We start from the raw sequence: 19,537 nt of genomic DNA on the forward strand, positions 1-19,537 counted from the left end.
CACTCATATAATGAATATACTACCATATTCATTAAGGAGTTGGGAGAGATGCCCACATGGTTATGCACCCAGTTACAACGTGCTTTCAAAGAGCAAAACCGCCATCAAATAAAGATTTTAAACCAATGTTGGTTCTATTATCAACGTAAGGAACAGATGAACAAACACCTAGGTTAAACCATTCTTCTTCAAGTCATTTAAATATTACTATGAAAATAGACCATGCGAGTGCATGGTCTATTTTTTAAACTGGTTGGATTGCAGGTTCGAGCATAGTTAAAGCTACTCTTCCTTTTTTTACATCTACAGCCTCCACCCACACTGTCACAATCTCTCCTACAGCAACAACTTCAAGGGGATGCTTAACAAATCTCTTCGTAAGTTTCGAAATATGCACTAGCCCATCTTGCTTGACTCCAATATCAACAAAGGCCCCAAAATCGACTACATTCCGAACGGTTCCTTGCAATTCCATCCCTCGATTTAGATCTTCTAATTGAAGCACCCCTTGTTTCAACAGAGGTTTCGCGACTTCATCACGAGGATCTCTAGTTGGTCTAATTAAGGTAGTGATAATATCATTAACCGTTGGTAATCCTAAATCAAGCTCTTGCGCTATATGCTGTTCATCAATCCCTGATAGCTTCTCACTTAGCTCTTTATTCCCCACATCTGAACGTGTCGCTCCAACTCTTTCCAGTAGAGCTTCCGTTTCTTTATATGTTTCAGGGTGGATAGCCGTTGCATCCAATGGGTTTTTCCCATCTTGAATACGTAAGAAACCAATACATTGTTCATATGTTTTTGCGCCTAATCTCGGTACTTTCTTTAATTGAGTACGAGTTGTAAAACGCCCTTCTTCTTCTCGGCGCTTCACTATATTTGTAGCAACGGATTTCGATAACCCAGCTACATATTGCAATAATGAAACCGAAGCAGTATTCACATTTACACCTACTTGGTTAACAACAGTTTCCACAACAAAGCTTAACGATTCAGATAAACGCTTTTGAGTTACATCATGTTGATATTGACCCACCCCAACTGATTTAGGATCAATTTTAACAAGCTCTGCTAGAGGATCTTGCAACCTCCTAGCAATAGAGACTGCACTTCTCTCCTCTACTTGAAATTCCGGAAATTCTTCTCTTCCTAAGTCAGATGCAGAATACACACTTGCACCTGCTTCATTTACGATTAGATAGTAAACAGAACCAGACAAATCATTAATCAAATCGGCAATAAACTGCTCTGTTTCCCTTGAAGCGGTCCCGTTACCTATGGCAATCATTTCAACATTATGCTTCTTGATAAGGTCTTTAATTTTAGCAGCTGCTTTTTCTACTTCATTTCGAGGAGGCGTGGGATATACCACACCTATATCAAGCATTTTGCCAGTTCCATCTACTACAGCCAACTTACAACCTGTACGATAAGCTGGATCTACCCCTAACACCACCTTATCTTTAATGGGTGGTTGTAATAGTAAGTTACGCAAGTTTTCAGAGAAAATATGAATCGCTTGTTCCTCTGCTTTATTCGTCAGTTCATTTCTTATCTCTCTTTCAATGGACGGCTCAATTAATCGCTTATATCCGTCCTGTATAGCAACCTTAATATATTCTGCTGTCGGTGAAGATCCTGATTGACGCATCAAACGCCTTTCGATCTCTTCTACCATTCGCTCCGCCTGAAACTCAAGAGACACTTTAAGAACCCCTTCTTTTTCCCCACGATTAATCGCTAAAATTCTATGAGGAACGATCGATCGAATTGCTTCTGAATACTCATAATACATTTCGTAAGTAGATTTTTCATCAGCTTCCTTATTTTTCGCGGATGTTTGAACCTTACCTTCTTTAAAAGAACGTAAACGAATAAGTTTTCGTAAATCAGCATCATCAGATACCCATTCAGCTATAATATCTCCAGCGCCCTCAAGAGCTTCTTCCTCGTTCGCTACGCCTTGCTCTTCATTAACGTATTTTCTTGCTTCTGCTAACACATCGACATTTTTTGGAAAGGAAAACATCCATTTCGCTAAAGGTTCTAATCCTTTTTCCTTTGCAACAGTTGCTTTAGTGCGCCTTTTTTGCTTATACGGTCTATATAGATCCTCGATTTCTTGAAGTTTCAATGCTTGATCTATCTTTTTAGAGAGTTCATCCGTTAATTTGTCTTGATCCCTAATTAAGCGTTTGACCTCTTCTTTTCTGTTTTGCAACTGATTCGCATATTCCCATTTCTCAACAATTGTACGAATTTGCACTTCATCTAATGAGCCTGTTAACTCTTTTCGATATCTCGCAATAAAAGGGACCGTATTCCCTTCTTCTACTAGCTCGATTAAATTACGTATGTACTTCTCCTGAACAGACATCTCTTGTTCGATCGTTTTAATTAAGGTTTGATTAAAATCACTCAACTTTTCCAGCTCCTTTGTTAGTAGCCTGCCTAACTAATCATATCATAGTAAAAGAATGAACAACTAACTTCCACTCCATCATCATATTTCCTTCCATTTATCATTTTTACTACACAAAAAAAACCTCCTTTAGAGAGGAGGTTTCGTTTATGCTAGCTTGCCCACCAACAATGTAACATCATCAATTGCAAATCGATCTAACGTTAGTAAATCAGTAAATTCCTTTTTTAAAGAATCAATCGTTAAAAGGTTCTTTTTTGAAAAAGGGATTTTGACACCATCGGAATACAACATAAATATGCTACCTTCTTTGTAAGAAAAGCTTTTACTCTTAATTACGGCTTTTCTTCCTGATAAATACCCTCTCAAGGGAATAGGTTGAATCGTTGTACCATCAGGAAAATACATCACAAAACCGATGTTGCCAAAGTTACAGTAGTTTAATTCTTTTTTTACGAAATCAACTTTCACTAATGTTAAAACTGCACCTCGCTTGTTAACCATAGCCTCGTTACAGGTCTTAACAATCTCCTCAACATCAAGAAAACGATTATCTTTTATTATTTTAATCGCAGCATCAGCTGATTCAGAAGCCCCCTCGCCACTACCAAGCCCGTCTACTACAGCGCAAATTGTAAAATCCTTTTCCTCGACCACTACATGAGCATCACCACAATGTATATTGCCCGGCTTAGCCTGTTGAACAGCGGCGATTTCTAGGTTTTTATGCTCATAAAAATTAATCATTACAAAATCTCCGATGGCTCGACTTTTATTGAATCACGTAGTTTTTGTAAGGCTCTGCGCTGAAGACGAGAAACATGCATCTGAGAAATACCAAGCTTTTCACCAGTCTCTTTTTGACTCAAATTTTCATAATAAGTTAACAATAAAATTTGTTTCTCTCTTTCGTTGAGAACTTGAAAAGCTTTTTCTAATAACATTTTTTGATCAGTCTTTTCAAATCCACCATCTACATTCCCTACAAGGTCAAGTAAGGTTACCTCTCCACCTTCTTGATCTGCTTCAAGCGAACGATCCACTGATAACGCCTGGTAACTCTTGCTCATCTCCATCGTTTCTAGAACTTCTTCTTCAGAGACCTCTAAATACGCAGCAATTTCATGGACAAGTGGCGATCGGTTATATTCAACCGTTAATGCTTCAACTGCTTTTTTTATTTTAGGACCTAACTCTTTAATACGTCTGGGAACATGTACACTCCATGTTTTATCACGAATGAATCGTTTGATCTCCCCTACGATAGTCGGCACAGCAAAAGATTCAAAGCTACGACCAAATTCACTATCGAATCGAGTCAAAGCAGCCAACAATCCTACCATTCCAACTTGGTAGAGATCTTCATCGTATTCCCGACCCTTAGAAAATTTCCGAGCTAATGAACGGACAAGAGCCTCATAATGCTTAACAAGCTTTACCTGGGTCTCTTCATCGCCTGTCTCTTGATAAAGGCGAATCCAATCATATACCTCATCTTTGTTCTGTTTGTGTGGAAGGGACTCCGTCGACATTTGACTCCACCTCATCTCCGTGAATGAACTTTGTCATCATTAAGATAACCCCTGATTCGTCGTTGATCTCCACTTTATCCATCAAAGTGTTGATTAAAAAGAGGCCAAGCCCCCCTTCTTTAAGATCGCCAACAGGCTTACTTGAATCAACTGGTCCTAAGCGTTCACGTAACCCGTTCATATCAAAACTTTGGCCACGATCGGCAATGACGATTTCCATTCGATCTTCATGGAGTACAAAAGAAGCAGAGATTAATCCTTCACCTTCATAAGCGTGATTCACTACGTTCGTACATGCTTCTGCAACAGCAATCTTTATATCTTCAATGTCGTCGTACGTAAACCCTAAACGATTGGCAATTCCAGAAACAGTCAAACGTACGACTCCTACGAACTCAGGCTTAGCAGGAACACTCATCTCGATGTGATCAACTTGCTGATGGTTCATTTCGCTTCCTCCTCTTGATTATGCTCAATCTGAATTACTTCATCTAGGCCAGTAATTGTAAATAAACGACGGACTCGGTCAGACATTCCTCTCAACATTAAAGAACTTTCATTGGCATCTGTTAATTTCAATATACCAACAAAAATTCCTAATCCCGTACTATCTATATATTGAACATTTTTCAAATCGACTACAATTTGTTTAGTACTTGTTTCGGCAAGTGGCGTTAGTGCACCACGTAATTTCGGTGCGGTATACGCATCAATTTCCCCTGTTAGATAAATAAGTTCTGCATCCTCTGACTGTTCATGACGAATATCTAAGTTCATCTATATCTCCTCCTGGTATCCCATATGACAATAGTTTATAAATACCACAAAACAATCAATTTTAAACTTCTCGGCGCAAAATCATTAGTGTAAAATCATCACGCAAAGTAAAATCTTGTAATTTTACGAGATCCTGATAAACATTTTTGACAATTTCTTGAGCGCTTAGATGCATGTACTTCCGAATCATTTTGACAATCTCTTCGCGTTCAATAAATTCATCATCCACTCGACATTCCGTCACACCATCTGAAAGGAAAACGATAAAGTCACCTTTCTCTACCTTCTTGTGATATTCACGGAATTTCGTGTGGCGGGACACACCCAGCACCAAACCTTTTGCGTATAATTCTTCAAATTGATCTGTTGAAGCTGAGTAATAAAAACCTGGCTCATGTCCTGCACCAGAGTAGTGAAATTCATGTGAACCAGTATCATATGCCCCGTACATCATTGTAATAAACATGCTGTCATCCACATTTTGTTCGACTACACGATTTAAATTCTCAAGTAATGCTCCTGGCCTTAACCTTTGTTCAGGCAAACTATCCATAGCATATTTGATCATAGACATACACAATGCTGCAGGGACTCCTTTACCGATAATATCAGCAATCGCTACGCCAACATTGCCATTTTCATCTCTTACAAAATGATAATAATCGCCGCTCATTTTTGTTGCAGGCACACTGATAACACCAATATCTAACACACCATCTGCTGGTATTTCTTTTGGCAGTAAAGTTTGCTGCATGTTAGCAGCAACGTCAATTTCAGACTCCAATTCTCTTTGGCGATCTCTCAAGCTCTGATGTTCACGATATGCTAAGCCATAGCCCATCATGACTTCTAGTAAGAGTTCAAATGAATCTTGCACTTCATTTGATACACTAGGAAACAGCTCTTCTAAGATAGAGCGATGAATACTCACAAGTTCCTCAGGTGATATTTGATGTTCGAGTAAGATTTTACTAAATTGTTGCGCTTCGTATAACCCTTGCTCGCTTTTATCATGAAGAAATGTCTGCAATATCTGTTTGTAGGATTCTTCTAGTTTTTGAACAGTATTATTCACGCTGGCCCTCCTTTAACGAAGCCACTTCGTCGTTGTAATGACCGTCCCTTCTCCGACTTCTGAGTCAATTGAAAATTCATCCATTAAACGTTTTACTCCCGGCAGACCTGCCCCCATCCCGCTCGAGGTTGTAAAGCCATCTACCATAACTTGTCTAATATCCGAAATTCCTGGGCCTTGATCTTTAGCAATCACCTGGATGCCTTTGATCATACCTGTTTTAGACGGTGCTTCAATTAGTTCTAAACATATTTCTCCACGTTGTGCATATAAATATATATTACGTGCCAATTCCGAAATGGCTGTTGTTATCCGCGCTTGATCGACACTCCCAAACCCGATTTCCTTTGAGAGGGTACGACCTGCTTGTCTAGCAGCAACAATCCCCCATTCGTTTTTCACTTCGACACAGGATTGGGTTTCCATGACTATCCCTCCAGTTCCTGTTGCAATTTATCTAGACCTTGCTCAAGATCAAGAGCTGTAGGAACATCATCAAGTTTAATACCCATATCGATTAAAGTAATCGCAACGGCAGGTTGAATTCCCGTCAACACAACTCGCGCTCCCATTAAATTAGACATATCTACTACATCACCTAAAACTTTAGCGATAAAGGAGTCAATCATATCAACAGAAGTTAAATCAATTACAACACCAATCGATCCTTCTTTATGGATTTTATCTAATAAGTCCTCTTGAAAGCGAAGTGCTGTTTGATCATCTAATTCCACTTGGATACTAATTAATAAATATTGATGAAGCTTTAAAATTGGAATCCTCATTGTTTTACTCCTCCAACTTATAATTGTTCAATTTTTTTATTCGTCATTTCTAGCGCTGTTTCCATTCCTTTACGCAACGTGCTCTTAGTAGGGAATTTACCTAAATCTATCCCTAAATTTACAATTGTTTGAGCAATTTCCGGTCGGATCCCCACTAGGATACAAGTTGCTCCAACAAGTCTAACTGCTTCAGAAGCTTGTATTATGTGATGAGCAACCATCGTATCTACGACCGGTACACCCGTAATATCAATCAACACCACCTGTGAGCGGTTCTTAATGACGCCATCAAGTAGGTTTTCCATGATAAGTTTAGCTCTTGCCGTGTCAATCGTACCAATTAAAGGCATTACAGTAATCCCTTCAAATACAGGAATTAAAGGGGCTGACAATTCAAGAAGAGATAATTTTTGCATTTCAAATATATCTTCCCAAGAACCTGTATAATCAGTTACTAATTGGTTTATGATCCCATCAATCCAATTTTCAACTTCATTGAAAAGGGTCAATAACTGCTTCACGTCGTGCTCGCTTTCAGATAAAGTAGCTAAAATTGCTCGACGAAACGCTTGAAGACCACGAGTAAAGTAAGCTAGAGGCCAACCAGTTTGAATAAAACGATCTGTGAAAGTGGTCAACCTTTCATTTGCTTGAATTTGATTACGATCAACGGATTCAAAGATGAAGCTCATGAATTCTTGGTTTGTATTCTCATAGACGGAATCTGATATTGAATTAAGATAGTTTTCTTTGCGTATTTCTTGAAGTTGCTCTTCCCATCGCTTTGTTAACACTTCACGGTTTTCAAAGATAAAAGATACGATATACGGTTGCATCTTACTTTCCTCCAGTCAATAATGGCTACAATTATTATTTCACGAGTTGGCTATTGTTGCAAAGTATTTCACATTAAAGGTTTTACAAGTTATTGAAAGAACTACCAATAAATCAATCTCTTCTATATCATTAAACCTTAATCCAACATAAACATTCAATTATTATTGTCTCTTTTCTACTTTTTTTCTTAATTAAAAGAAAAAACCCCGCATTACGCGGAGTGCAATCCTATTAAAAATCAATTAATCCTAAACTAATAAACAATGCATCATTCACCCGCGTCATCATGTCATCATCGAGATGCGTAATTTTATCGGTCAAACGCTGTTTATCAATCGTTCTAACTTGTTCTAGCAAAATGACCGAATCACGATCAAATCCGTATCGTTTTGCATTGATTTCAACATGAGTCGGCAATTTTGCCTTTTGAATTTGAGCGGTAATAGCGGCCACTATTACAGTTGGGCTAAAGCGATTACCTATGTCATTTTGAATGATTAAAACAGGTCGTACACCACCCTGTTCAGACCCTACAACAGGTGAAAGGTCGGCAAAATAAACGTCACCTCTTTTTACAATCAACCGCTACACCCCACTTACTAAGCGATCAAGGGTGCTCTCTGCTTCCTCCTCGGCAAGAAAGGCTTCAGATGCAAGGTTTAAATTAATTTTTGCCATTTCCATATAGCCTTGCTGCATCGTTTCACGAATTTGACGCTTCTTTCGGTCACGAAGATATAATTTCGTTGCTTGCGATAAAAACTCACTGTAATTAACGTTTTCTTGTTGAATCACACCGTCCACCTCGTTTAACAAATGTTGTGGCAAATTCACTACAATGCGTTTTGTTCTCTGTTCTGACACGAACATCCACCCCCACATCAACCAACGACCTAAATATTATATGTTTTCATAACGCTTTCATGCCTATTCACTTACGAAAAACCGAACTTTTCTATCCACATTCAATGATAGCATTGACTTGTTTAAATTGCAAAGAGGTTTTAAAATTTCCTGATCAATTCCAAAAAAAGAAGGCTCATTGTATTTTATGAGCCTTCTTGTCGCCTTTTTTTGTCTCCTTATTTTTCCTGTGTACCATATACCGACCTAGCAATTGAGATCATTTCCTCAGTCCCAAGTTCTGATGAAGCAAGATAGAAATCAACTCCATTGTAAGACCACATGAGTGATTCCTCTGTCATTACCCCAATTGTAAAACCTAAATCCACTGGCTCACCGTCACTAACGTTCATTGGAGTTGTAGCCGGAACAACTTTGCTCTGTTCTTGAATTAAAGTAAACGGTCCATCACCTGTATATTGTAAAACGACACTCTCTCCACGATCTGATTGAACAGTCTGAGAGGAATCAAGAGACGTACCATCTGGTGTATACATCGGATAATGAACTGTCATATCCTCTTGCACTTCCGCCATCGTTGGTTGCTCGGTCATCTGAGCCCCAGTCATATTGCGTTCCATATCAAAATCACCATCATTAAAGCTTGCGTTTTCATCAAATTCATTAAAGTCTAATTGTACAAGTACCTCAAGGTCAGGGTTCATAACCTTCACTTGTAATGGCGATAAGTCTTTTTTATTGAATGTGATTTCTTGACTACTTAAGTTCTTATTTTGGTAGTTAGTGTTTGTTTGGAAAACATAAGCATCCTCTGTTGCAGTAAATGTTCTCTCTGGGTCCATTAACACATCTTGGATAAGAGAACCATATAGATACACTTGACTGCTGTTAATCGGCCAATCACTTTGGAAACGGAAACTTTTGTTTAGAGCTGGTGTTAAAACGAATACCCCGTCATCATTACGCAGAATGATTTGACTTTGATCTTTCGCGGCATTTTTTAGCGCAACTCGGTAATAATCTTTCTCCTGATACCAAACCTCAACCTCATATGTTTGCGGCTCGTTCCCAGTTTGTAAAGTCATTGTTGCAGCAGCTTTATAACCACTAACATCTGATAATTTACTTTCAAGGTCCCCAAGAATATCATCTTGAGATTTCTCACCGCATGCTGCAAGTACAAATGTCACCATCACGATTAGTGTGATAAACCAACTTACCCTTTTCATACCTTCACCCCTTTGTCTCAATTAACGCCAAAGAAGAGAATTCTACCAATCAAGAGACGGCTATCTTGTTAGTGTCCCACCTGTTCAATTCTCAGCTCAGGCTGTAATCCTTTAGCTGATCAATGAACGAATAAGGGTTCTTGTTGTATTCCTTAGACCTGACTCCACTTGAAATGGCACAAGCTCTCCCATCCGCATTACAACTATATGAGGCAAGGAGTAACAATATGCAGACTAGCTTGACAAGCGCTCTAAAATTACTTGTGCAACCGCATTTGCATTACTATGAGAGATAGATACGTGGACCGTACAATCTATATTCGCTAGAAGAAACGGTTTCCCATTTTCTTCATTTAATACCTCAATATCATGCCATCCAAATGTCTTAGAGATACCGGTTCCAGCCGCTTTCACAAAAGCTTCTTTTGCAGCAAATCTGCCTGCTATGTACTCTATCTTTCTTTTCCCATTTAACGACTCATAATTTACGCGCTCTTTCCCTGTTAAAACTTTCTCTGGAAATCTTGGTTGCTTTTGAAGTAAGTTCTCAATACGTTCGAGCTCTACAATGTCTATACCAATTCCAATAATCATCTTTTTCGTTTCACCTCTTGTGATTGTTTTAAGTTAGGTGTAAAATCGGGCATTTTAACAGATATCTTTGCTATACTTATAGAAAGAATTGATTGTGTTAGGAGGACTGAGCTTGTTTATTCGTCAGGAAAGCTTCTATTCCTTTAGGAAAAACTATCCTGTTATTTTTGGATTGTTAATTATTCACTTCGCCTTATTTGTATGGATGAACTTCTTACCAGGAGGACAATTGGTTAGAAACATTGGCATTGGCTATAATTTAGCTGTTGCTAACGGAGAGTGGTGGAGGTTAATTACACCTGTTTTTATGCATTTAACCATAGGTCATGTTGTTTTTAATTCTTTTTCTCTTGTGATCTTCGGTCCAGCCCTTGAGCAGATGTTAGGTAAACTCCGATTCATCATCTTTTACTTAAGTACTGGAATTATTGCTAATATTGCTACCTTTTATTTAGGCGGACTTGGATACCCTCCACATCTAGGTGCTTCAGGGGCAATCTTTGGGTTGTTTGGTCTCTACGTATATATTGTTCTGCTAAGAAAAGATCTAATTGACCGAGCTAATTCCCAGCTTGTCATGACCATCCTCATTATTGGGCTTGTTATGACCTTTGTAAACTCTAATATTAATGTATTGGCTCATTTATTTGGATTGATTGGCGGTGCAGCTATGGCCCCATTGTTCCTAATCGGGGTGAAACCTTATCATATGTACCAACATATGCACGAGCCAAAAGAAGCTACCTTTAACCCTAACCGCTGGAAAAATCGTAGAAGAAATAAAAAATATTTCATGACAACTTTTTGGATTGTATTAGGTCTCCTTGTTGTTATCGGATTGCTCTCAAACCTACTCTAAAATAAACTACCTCCAACCCATTTTATGGATTGGAGGTAGTTTCTATTGATTTAGCCCTTCTACAAATGTATTCACATTATGCGTCATCATATCAATATATGTTTCAGCACCACTGCCGCTTGGACCGACCGCATCTGTGTATACTTCACCTGCAATATCCACCCCCGCATTACTAGATACAGTATCCATAAAACGACTATCAATTGTCGTTTCTAAGAAAACAGCTGGGATGCTCTCATCTTGAATTAAATCGACTACTCTTGAAATCTGACCTGGAGTTCCTTCTTCGTGGGAGTTTAACTCCCAGATCCCGATTGTTTCATACCCATATGCTTCCCCAAAGTATTTGAAGGCATTTTCACTAATTACAATGGTTCTTTGTTCTTCCGGAATGTTTAGCGTTTCTGCTTGGATCCACTCGTCTAACTCTTGTAATTCTTTAATATAAGCATCTGCATTAGCTGCATACTCATCTGCACCTTCTGGATCACGCTGACTTAGATCATCACGAATATTCTCTACATACGTAATGACATTCTTTACATCTAACCAAGCATGAGGATCATCCTCATTAGACCCCTCAACTCCAATAACATTAATTCCATCAGAAACCGTTATGATATCAGCTCCGCCTCCTGCATTAGCAACCAATCTTTCTAACCACTCTTCAAGACCTAAGCCATTCACATAAAAAACAGAAGCATCACTCGCTTTTTGAAAATCACTCGGGATTGGTTCATAGCCGTGCGGTTCCTCCCCAATAGGGACCAAATAATCTACTTCCGCTCTGTCTCCTACTACATTTTTTGTAATATCAGCAAGAATAGAGAAGCTAGTGATGACTTTTAATTCACCAGACTCTTCAGTTGTCCTATCTTCTCCTCCACATGCTACCATGATCAAACTAGTTACCATTATAACGACCAGTAATAAAATCTTTCTCACTTTCCTCATCCTTTCTCTATAAGTATATTTTTCTTTCTTCTAAAAAAGTTGTCTACAGGCAAAAAAGACCGCAAAAAAATTCAACACAAATCTTCACTGAGGAAAACTATTTTGTCTTAGGGCAACTTTATTTTGTCACACTTATTAGAAAATGTCTAGACTTATAGTTAATTTTATCAATCCACATTTATAATGAGTTTATGAACCATTATCAAAGATGTGCTATCTATTTACTAAATTGTTACTAATACATCAATATGTATGGTAACCAATGTTTATTTCTAAAATCACAAAAAAGAGATAAATCGTATCCGCTTATGAGCAAATACGATTTATCTCTTTTTCTACAAGTGGACGGGAATAATAAATAAAATCACTTTGATCACTTCCATCTTTTGAAGGGAAATAAAGATGACGTTCTCCATTCATCATATCAATTAATTCTATAACATCAGGCAAACACCTAAAAGATTTTTGAAGCTCTACACAAACTTCCTTGGCATATAATAGTGACAATTCTTCATCAACCTCAGTTAAAAGCTTTTTAACTGAATATTGATCTTCATTATATTGATTAATTATCAGGCCCTTATCGTGTTCTACATACGTGTGATTACCTTCTTCGATATAGTCACATGTGATTTGTAAGAAATGATCGGTTATCGTAGCTAATGCAATTGTATATTCCATAGTAGAATCAAATACACTTCTTTTAAGATCTCTTCGGTATGTATCAACCATTTTTAAAAGAGCCAGAACATGATGTTCCTTACACGATTTTGAGAAGAATCCATTTATCACATTATTAATAAAATTTTGTAAACTTATTTTTTTCGCACACTGTAGCGATTCTTTTGATCTTACCAAGTCATATGGACAACTTAGATAGGAATTCATCAACAGTCTGTAAGCATGTAGGTTTTCCATCATTTTTCCTCCTATTAGATTGGTTATTTAAATGGACAGGAATTCTCCTTATTACATCCATAATTACACTTTCCAATCGATTGATAGATTGAACACCATGACCTCTTGGCATAGCAAATCGGAATGTTTTGTTCTGCGGCTTTTTTCTTTAGAACTGATGTTAAATTGTGATTAATAAAATCTGTTAAAACTAATACAAGGTCAATATGTGACGGAATATCTCTTTTAACCATTTGAACTTTTCTTCCATTTATGTGAGTAATCTGTTCAAATCCCATTTCTTCAAGTTTTTCAGGTATTGCACCGAGCCTATCTGCTCCCACAATTAATAAAGAAGACAAAATAAACACCCCTCCATCGATAATGATTCTCATTTTATTTTAAATGAAAAAGATTCTCATTGTCAATTAAATTTTCAGATCCTTTAGATAAAAACACAAAAAAGAAGCCCTTAAGGCTTCTTTAATATTTCTTTAATAAATATCTAAGCGGTATGATCGAAACAATAACGATCAACAGCGCAGCTGGAGCAGCCATGTAATAGATTGCTTCGCTCGTCTCTACCCATATACGAACAGCTAAAGTATCAAATCCAGGCGGACGCAGTAATAAGGTTGCTGGCAACTCTTTAATACTACTAACAAATACAAGTGCACCACCGGCTAAAATACCAGGCAATATCGATGGAATAATAACTGTAATCATTACTTTCCATGGAGGTTGTCCTAAACTTCTCGCAGCTTCATCGATACGGGGAGAAATTAAACTTAAAGAAGCATCAGTTGATTGCATAGCTTGCGGTAAAAATCGAATCACAAAAGCAATTGCCACTAAATAAAACGTATTGTAAAGCACTGGAATATATTGATTAAAAATAAAGATAATCCCTAATGCAACGATAACCCCAGGTAGAGCATATCCCGCATAACTCAGCTTTTCAATTATAGCGGAAACTCGTGAGGGGTACCTTGAACGTAAATATACGACCGGAAGCGCAAGTAGCATACAAATTAAAGCAGCCATCCCTGAAACCTTTACACTGTTCCATGCATATCCCCAAAATCTTGAATCAAGTGCGCCAGCTTGCAGTCCTAAAAACGACCAGTAGACTAAGACAATGATTGGCAAGACAATAGCAAAAAAGAAGGTGATACAGACAAATAAAAATGATGGCCATTTCCATTTACCAAGCGGAAGAATATCTGGCTCTTTAAAGGTATTACTTGTTTGGTAGTAAGATTGCTTCTTTTTGGTTCTTGATTCAATCCACAATATGATTAATGTAAGTGCAATGAGTACGACACTAAGAACCGTAGCTGATACATTATCATAGCTACCCATTTGATAATAAATAGCCGCCGTAAAAGTTGTGTAACGCATCATTGCAATGGCTCCAAAGTCTGAAAGAACGTAGAGCGCAATCAAAATTGCACCCGCCCCAATAGCAGGACGCAAAAACGGGATATTAACTTTCCAAAAAATTTGCGACGTTGTCATCCCTTGAGACCTTGCCACCTCTTCGTAGTTTCGATTCATCTTTCTAAGAGAGGCACTTGCAATCAGAAATACATATGGATAAGTAAATAAAGTGAGAATGAAAAAGATACCCCAGAATGAATAAACATTGATTGGATACTCTCCGAAAGTCGTTAATAACCACTCACTTTCACGCCACTCTCTCCAGAGCCATCCTCTTGGACCAAATACTATAATATACGTTACAGCTCCGACGTAAGGCGGAATGACGAGCGGTAGCGCAAGTAGCCATTGCCACATTTTTCGCCCTGGTAAGCTTGTTCTATTTACAATCCAAGCAAGCAATACTCCAATGGAGACGGCAAATAAAGTTACCATGACAGTGAGCGAAATTGTATTCCAGATTAATTGAGGAATTCTAGAATCAAGTAAGCGCATCCACCGATCAGTACCAGCAAAAAGCGATCTCCATACCACGTAGAAAACAGGGATCGACATCAGCAGTCCAGTTAAAGCTGCTAATAAAAACAAGATCCCCCCAGGCCTGCTCCCTTTATTACTAGAAAACCAATTACCAATGGAAAAACGGCGAGAGGTTGGAGACATATTGTCTCCAACCTGATTGGGTTTCCTATTGTTTTTATCGTTACCCTGGTGCTGACTCATGACGTCACATCTCCCACTCGCCTATTTATGTCTTTTAATATTATAGGTCTAAATCAAGACCTGCTTGTTCAATAAGTTCACGTGTATCTTCCCACACTTCACCCAATTCACTTAACGGCATGTCATGTGTTTTATAATCTGAAATAGATGCAGCTCCTTCAACCGCTTCAATTTCAGGGTTAATTGGAACTTCTAAAGATTCATAAGAGAACTCACGTTGATTCTCTGGTTGTAAAATCCAATCTAAGAAGACTTGAGCACTTTGTGAGTTTGGTGCATCTTTAACAAGACCAACTCCAGCAGCATTTACAACTGCTCCCATTTCATCTTCTCCTTGATCCGGATAGATGACACCTACATTATTATCGGTAGGCTCTTGAAGTTGTTGGTGGTAGTAATAATTGTTTACTAGACCAAATGTAAATTCACCAGCACCTACAGCACGACGAATATCACCATGACCCTCAAGGATAGCTCCAGCATTATCTTTTACATCTTGGATCCATTCTTTTGTCTTCTCATCGCCCCATTCATTACGAAGAGCAGATACATGACCAATCATTCCACCATTACCACCACGAGTAATAGCGAAGTCACCTTCCCATTTTGGATCAGTTAACTCTTTAATTGACTTCGGCATTTCTTCTTCTGTAATAAGATCTTTATTATACATTAAAACTCGCGTACGTGCTGATAATGCGAACCATGAATTATCATCTGCACGATATTGCTCATCGATTGATTCAATCCCTTCAGGACTTGATTCTTCTAATAAACCTTCTAGACGTAAATTTTCAAGCGCTCCGATATCATTAGAAATAAAAACATCTGCTTGCACGTTACTCGCTTCACCTTTAATACGGCTCACTGCATTATCACCAGCGTGTAAAGGCTTTACCTCAATCCCTGTATCTTTAGTGAATTTCTCTAATAAAGCGTTGACAAAGTTTTCATTACGTGAAGAATAGACAACAAGTTCCCCTGTTTCTTCTGCTGTAGCTTCTTCCCCAGTCTCTTCACTAGTTTCCTCTACAGGTTCACTATCTGAAGTTTCTTCTGCAGGTTCACTATCAGAACCGCAAGCTGCAACAACGAATAATGATAAAGCTAGTAATGAAAATAAAAGTGCTTTTAAATACTTGTTCATTCTAAGACTCCTACCCTTCGTATGTATAATATTTTTTTTATTGATTTTCATTCTCAATAAATCTCACAAGTCTTACTATAATGCTATTGATAATCATTGTCAACGAAATTTTTGATTTATTAATCATATTTAATTTAATTATTTTTTTGTAAAAGAAAAAGCCCTCTAAAAGAGGACTTTTCATTTTATGCTTCTACAAGAGCTACTAATTCAGGCTTAATATCAAATGATACAATGGCCCCAACTTCAATTTCTTGTTCAACTGGAGCATAGACGATCATTGGTTCATTAGTTACATGCTCATCACCAAGTCTCACTTCAAGCTCCTGGTATTCACCACTATAAGTCACGCGTTCTACTCGACCCGTGTAACGGCCATCCTCTACTAAGCGGCAACCCTCAGGTCTAATAGAAATGCGAACATCCTCTAAAACTTGATCAGATTCAGATGGTAAACACACCCGTCCGATATGTGTCTCAACATGCTTAAGATCTTCACAGAGCGTGCCTGAAAGAAGGTTTGTCTTCCCTACAAATTGTGCTACAAAGCAGTTTTTCGGACACCGGTACATATCACGAGGGGATGCAATTTGTTGAATCACACCTTGATTCATTACAACAACTCGATCAGAAACAGCAAAGGCATCTTTTTGATCATGCGTGACAATAATCGCCGTTGTATTAGCTTTACGCAAAATAGCGGTTACATCATAGCGCATTCTCTCACGAAGCCCTGCATCCAAATTACTAAATGGCTCATCCATTAATACAACATGCGGCCTTGGTGCTAATGCACGAGCTAGAGCAACACGTTGTTGTTGGCCACCAGAAAGTTCATTCGGAAAACGTTTTGCGTAGTCGGCTAGACCAACTAGCTCAAGAACTTCCTTTGCACGCTTCTTCTTATTAAGGGTACCCCATTTATTTAAACCAAACGTTACATTCTTTTCTATTGTTAAGTGAGGAAAAAGTGCATAGTCTTGAAACACCATTCCGATTCCTCTTTTCTCGGGAGGAAGATATGAACGGTGGTCGTACACAACTTGATCATCAATTCTAATTGAACCACTTGAAGGCTGCTCAAAACCAGCAATCATTCTTAACGTAGTCGTCTTACCACAACCGCTTGGACCAAGCAGGGTGATAATTTCACCTTTTTCAATAGAAAGATCAATGTCATTAACGGCCGGACTTTCGGCTTTATTGTACGTCTTTGTTAAATCTTGAAGGTGGATAAAACCCATTATGTACGTCCCCCTCAACCTCTTCTTTGAGAATGAATTTCAATCTAAGTGAATCATATCACAGCATATTTCATAGCGTCAATGTAAATACAATGAAAAATCTAGATACTTTCAATGTATTTTGTATATTTGAAATTCTTTGATGTTGTTTGACCTTTTTCCATATAGGGAATGTAATAGGGATTATTTATCATCAAGGGTTTTACATCATCATTCTTTTTTTGTAAAGTATATAAATGAGAGAAACGAGGTGTGCGCATTGGTTGCAAATATGACTGAAGATCAACTACTTGTACTTGTTATTAAATATATCAAAGAGGCAAAACGATCAGCTCTCCAACAGTTATTAGAAGAGCTACATCCATATGATGTTGCCCAGCTGTATCGAGGACTTCCAGAAAAGCATCATCATAAATTTCTAACTTTCTTAACTTCTGATCAAATTGCTGATTTAATCCAGGAATTAGATTATGAAATGCAAATTGAAATTTTGCACAAACTAGGCATTGAACGATCATCAAAAGTTATGAATTTAATGGATAATGATGACCTCGCCGACTTACTTAATGAATTATCAACCGAGAAGATCCAAGAATTTTTAGACGTTATGAGAAAAGAAGATTCTCAAAAGATTCGATCATTGATGAGCTACCCTGCTGAAACTGCTGGGGGATTAATGACTAACCAATTTGTCTGGATTAACGCTAACCAGACGGTAAAGCAAGCAGTTAATAAACTTAAAGAATATGCCAGCTTTTCAGAGAACATCTATTATTTATATGTCATAAACGAAGAAAAGAAATTAGTAGGGGTCGTATCCTACCGTGACTTATTAATAGCAGATGGCGAAGAAAAGATTGAAGATATTATGTTTAACCGAGTGGTATCTGTTCTTGTAGATGCTGACCAAGAAGAAGTAGCCCAAACTATTGAACGCTATGACTTTATTGCCGTTCCTGTTGTAGATGAAAAGAATATTCTTCTAGGTATTATCACGGTAGATGATGCAATTGATATCGTCATACGTGAAGCGAATGAAGATATCGAGAAACTCTCTGCTTCCGGTAAAGACATTGACTTTAATACCAAAGCAACTACAGCTTCTTTTAGACGCCTTCCGTGGCTTATTTTGTTATTATTTATTGGTTTACTCTCCGGAAGTATCATTAGTGGTTTTGAAGAAACCCTTGATCAAGTGGTAGCACTCATTTTCTTCATGCCTATGATAGCTGGAATGACTGGTAATACAGGTACTCAATCATTAGCAGTTGTTGTACGAGGAATCGTTACAAGTGATGTTGATCAAAAAACTGTTATTAGGTTAGTCTTACGTGAACTTAGGGTCGGGATCATAATCGGAATCACATGTGGAATTCTTATCCTTATTGTCGCGACAGTATGGATTGGAAGCTTCACATTAGGCATAGTTGTCGGTGTTTCTTTATTAATTACATTAATCGTAGGTACACTAGCAGGAACGATTATTCCACTTATGCTATATCGCTTCGGCGTTGACCCAGCTGTAGCATCAGGCCCACTTATTACAACGATTAATGATATCATCTCATTAATGATCTACTTTGGCATTGCGACTGCTTTTTTAGCCCAACTTCAACATTTATAATCAAAAAAAGCAGTCTCTTTTAAAAGAGACTGCTTTTTTCGACAGATTGCCGGGGAAATAAATCGAATTAGTAAGTGAAAGTCGAAATGGTTGTCGTAAAATGTCTATTATAAGCGTACAGGCTAATAGAGAAATTAGACTGATTAAGTGGTAAGAATATGCCCAATCACCCAATAAAGTATTCCATATAATGCCGTAATAGAGGTAATGATGATAAATAAGGTTTTATTTGAAAATTTCATTATATCCACCCTTCAAAAGCATTCTTTAGGTAGTATACCTTATTTCGCTCCCTATTTTCCTGAAAATATCTTGAACATTACTCTTGTACTTCAAAGTAAAACCTCTCCATCGACTGATCAGTCGATGGAGAGGTTTTATTAATTACGTTCATGCATGCTATATACTCGCGTATATATATGCTCAATATCTGCATCAGTCATCAACATTAATTTTCTCTCATGCATTCCCTCAACTGTAGTAAGAAATTGGATCATATTCTCGCGCTCTTTTCTGCTCATCCATAACACC

General features: G+C 37.9%; 23 protein-coding genes. 3 read left to right on the top strand and 20 right to left on the bottom strand.

What is annotated here, in order from left to right; translation table 11 throughout:
• The first annotated feature begins 48 nt into the window (after nt 1-48).
• Complete coding sequence (gene cmpA / locus AB3N04_RS10050) at nt 49-177, top strand: cortex morphogenetic protein CmpA (RefSeq protein WP_128755942.1); 129 nt, start codon at nt 49-51, stop codon at nt 175-177.
• Nucleotides 178-244: 67 nt separating this feature from the next.
• Here cmpA and AB3N04_RS10055 read toward each other — a convergent pair whose 3' ends face one another.
• From AB3N04_RS10055 to acpS, 13 genes are all read right to left on the bottom strand, one after another.
• Nucleotides 245-2,380 (bottom strand): Tex family protein, encoded by a 2,136-nt coding sequence (locus tag AB3N04_RS10055; protein WP_368506024.1) that lies wholly within the window; start codon nt 2,378-2,380, stop codon nt 245-247.
• A 192-nt stretch (nt 2,381-2,572) separates the two neighbouring features.
• Entirely contained in the window at nt 2,573-3,172 is a 600-nt protein-coding gene (locus AB3N04_RS10060) for a SpoIIE family protein phosphatase (protein ID WP_368505873.1), read from the bottom strand.
• Nucleotides 3,172-3,957 (bottom strand): RNA polymerase sigma factor SigB, encoded by a 786-nt coding sequence (gene sigB, locus AB3N04_RS10065; RefSeq protein WP_047973301.1) that lies wholly within the window; start codon nt 3,955-3,957, stop codon nt 3,172-3,174. Before sigB ends, AB3N04_RS10060 begins: the two co-directional genes overlap by 1 nt.
• A complete protein-coding gene (gene rsbW, locus AB3N04_RS10070; RefSeq protein ID WP_368505874.1) occupies nt 3,917-4,405 on the bottom strand; it encodes an anti-sigma B factor RsbW in 489 nt (162 codons plus the stop codon). The genes sigB and rsbW overlap by 41 nt, the downstream gene beginning before the upstream one ends.
• On the bottom strand, nt 4,402-4,734 hold the full coding sequence (locus tag AB3N04_RS10075) for an STAS domain-containing protein (RefSeq protein WP_368505875.1): 333 nt from the start codon (nt 4,732-4,734) through the stop codon (nt 4,402-4,404). Before AB3N04_RS10075 ends, rsbW begins: the two co-directional genes overlap by 4 nt.
• A 61-nt stretch (nt 4,735-4,795) precedes the next feature.
• Complete coding sequence (locus AB3N04_RS10080; RefSeq protein WP_317123665.1) at nt 4,796-5,809, bottom strand: PP2C family protein-serine/threonine phosphatase; 1,014 nt, start codon at nt 5,807-5,809, stop codon at nt 4,796-4,798.
• Nucleotides 5,810-5,821: 12 nt separating this feature from the next.
• On the bottom strand, nt 5,822-6,235 hold the full coding sequence (locus AB3N04_RS10085; protein WP_317123666.1) for an anti-sigma regulatory factor: 414 nt from the start codon (nt 6,233-6,235) through the stop codon (nt 5,822-5,824).
• A 2-nt stretch (nt 6,236-6,237) separates the two neighbouring features.
• A complete protein-coding gene (locus AB3N04_RS10090) occupies nt 6,238-6,594 on the bottom strand; it encodes an STAS domain-containing protein (RefSeq protein WP_368505876.1) in 357 nt (118 codons plus the stop codon).
• A 17-nt stretch (nt 6,595-6,611) separates the two neighbouring features.
• Nucleotides 6,612-7,430, bottom strand: coding sequence for an RsbT co-antagonist protein RsbRA (locus AB3N04_RS10095; RefSeq protein WP_368505877.1), 819 nt, complete (start codon nt 7,428-7,430; stop codon nt 6,612-6,614).
• 232 nt (nt 7,431-7,662) lie between these two features.
• Nucleotides 7,663-8,013 carry a type II toxin-antitoxin system PemK/MazF family toxin gene (locus AB3N04_RS10100; protein ID WP_012957256.1) on the bottom strand — a complete coding sequence of 117 codons (351 nt, stop codon included), beginning with the start codon at nt 8,011-8,013 and terminating at the stop codon, nt 7,663-7,665.
• A 3-nt stretch (nt 8,014-8,016) separates the two neighbouring features.
• Nucleotides 8,017-8,301 carry a CopG family ribbon-helix-helix protein gene (locus tag AB3N04_RS10105; RefSeq protein WP_047973093.1) on the bottom strand — a complete coding sequence of 95 codons (285 nt, stop codon included), beginning with the start codon at nt 8,299-8,301 and terminating at the stop codon, nt 8,017-8,019.
• A gap of 212 nt (nt 8,302-8,513) precedes the next feature.
• The gene (locus AB3N04_RS10110; protein WP_317123669.1) at nt 8,514-9,524 is read right to left on the bottom strand and encodes an outer membrane lipoprotein carrier protein LolA; all 1,011 of its coding nucleotides are present in this window, start codon (nt 9,522-9,524) and stop codon (nt 8,514-8,516) included.
• 234 nt (nt 9,525-9,758) lie between these two features.
• A complete protein-coding gene (acpS, locus tag AB3N04_RS10115) occupies nt 9,759-10,118 on the bottom strand; it encodes a holo-ACP synthase (RefSeq protein WP_368505878.1) in 360 nt (119 codons plus the stop codon).
• A 112-nt stretch (nt 10,119-10,230) separates the two neighbouring features.
• On the opposite strand from acpS, the gene AB3N04_RS10120 reads away from it, so the two are divergent.
• Nucleotides 10,231-10,977, top strand: coding sequence for a rhomboid family intramembrane serine protease (locus tag AB3N04_RS10120; protein WP_368505879.1), 747 nt, complete (start codon nt 10,231-10,233; stop codon nt 10,975-10,977).
• A 42-nt stretch (nt 10,978-11,019) separates the two neighbouring features.
• On the opposite strand, the gene AB3N04_RS10125 is transcribed toward AB3N04_RS10120, so the two are convergent.
• The 6 genes from AB3N04_RS10125 to AB3N04_RS10150 all read right to left on the bottom strand — a co-directional run bounded on the left by AB3N04_RS10125 (nt 11,020) and on the right by AB3N04_RS10150 (nt 17,382).
• Complete coding sequence (locus AB3N04_RS10125; RefSeq protein ID WP_368505880.1) at nt 11,020-11,931, bottom strand: metal ABC transporter substrate-binding protein; 912 nt, start codon at nt 11,929-11,931, stop codon at nt 11,020-11,022.
• A 306-nt stretch (nt 11,932-12,237) separates the two neighbouring features.
• Nucleotides 12,238-12,849 (bottom strand): hypothetical protein, encoded by a 612-nt coding sequence (locus AB3N04_RS10130; RefSeq protein ID WP_368505881.1) that lies wholly within the window; start codon nt 12,847-12,849, stop codon nt 12,238-12,240.
• A 23-nt stretch (nt 12,850-12,872) separates the two neighbouring features.
• Complete coding sequence (locus AB3N04_RS10135) at nt 12,873-13,190, bottom strand: DUF2325 domain-containing protein (RefSeq protein WP_368505882.1); 318 nt, start codon at nt 13,188-13,190, stop codon at nt 12,873-12,875.
• Nucleotides 13,191-13,311: 121 nt separating this feature from the next.
• Nucleotides 13,312-14,991, bottom strand: coding sequence for an ABC transporter permease (locus AB3N04_RS10140; protein ID WP_368505883.1), 1,680 nt, complete (start codon nt 14,989-14,991; stop codon nt 13,312-13,314).
• Nucleotides 14,992-15,031: 40 nt separating this feature from the next.
• Nucleotides 15,032-16,138: an extracellular solute-binding protein gene (locus tag AB3N04_RS10145; protein ID WP_368505884.1), complete on the bottom strand. Its 1,107-nt coding sequence runs from the start codon at nt 16,136-16,138 to the stop codon at nt 15,032-15,034.
• A gap of 185 nt (nt 16,139-16,323) precedes the next feature.
• Complete coding sequence (locus AB3N04_RS10150; RefSeq protein ID WP_368505885.1) at nt 16,324-17,382, bottom strand: ABC transporter ATP-binding protein; 1,059 nt, start codon at nt 17,380-17,382, stop codon at nt 16,324-16,326.
• A gap of 259 nt (nt 17,383-17,641) precedes the next feature.
• Between AB3N04_RS10150 and mgtE the strand changes: the two genes are divergently transcribed.
• Nucleotides 17,642-19,006 carry a magnesium transporter gene (gene mgtE / locus AB3N04_RS10155; RefSeq protein ID WP_368505886.1) on the top strand — a complete coding sequence of 455 codons (1,365 nt, stop codon included), beginning with the start codon at nt 17,642-17,644 and terminating at the stop codon, nt 19,004-19,006.
• A 380-nt stretch (nt 19,007-19,386) separates the two neighbouring features.
• Here the strand turns inward: mgtE and AB3N04_RS10160 are convergent, their stop codons facing one another.
• Nucleotides 19,387-19,527, bottom strand: coding sequence for a BH0509 family protein (locus tag AB3N04_RS10160; protein WP_047973582.1), 141 nt, complete (start codon nt 19,525-19,527; stop codon nt 19,387-19,389).
• Nucleotides 19,528-19,537: the final 10 nt, after the last annotated feature.

Origin of the sequence: Alkalihalophilus sp. As8PL, assembly GCF_040939795.1 — a bacterium.
GTDB lineage: Bacteria > Bacillota > Bacilli > Bacillales > Bacillaceae_D > Alkalihalophilus > Alkalihalophilus lindianensis.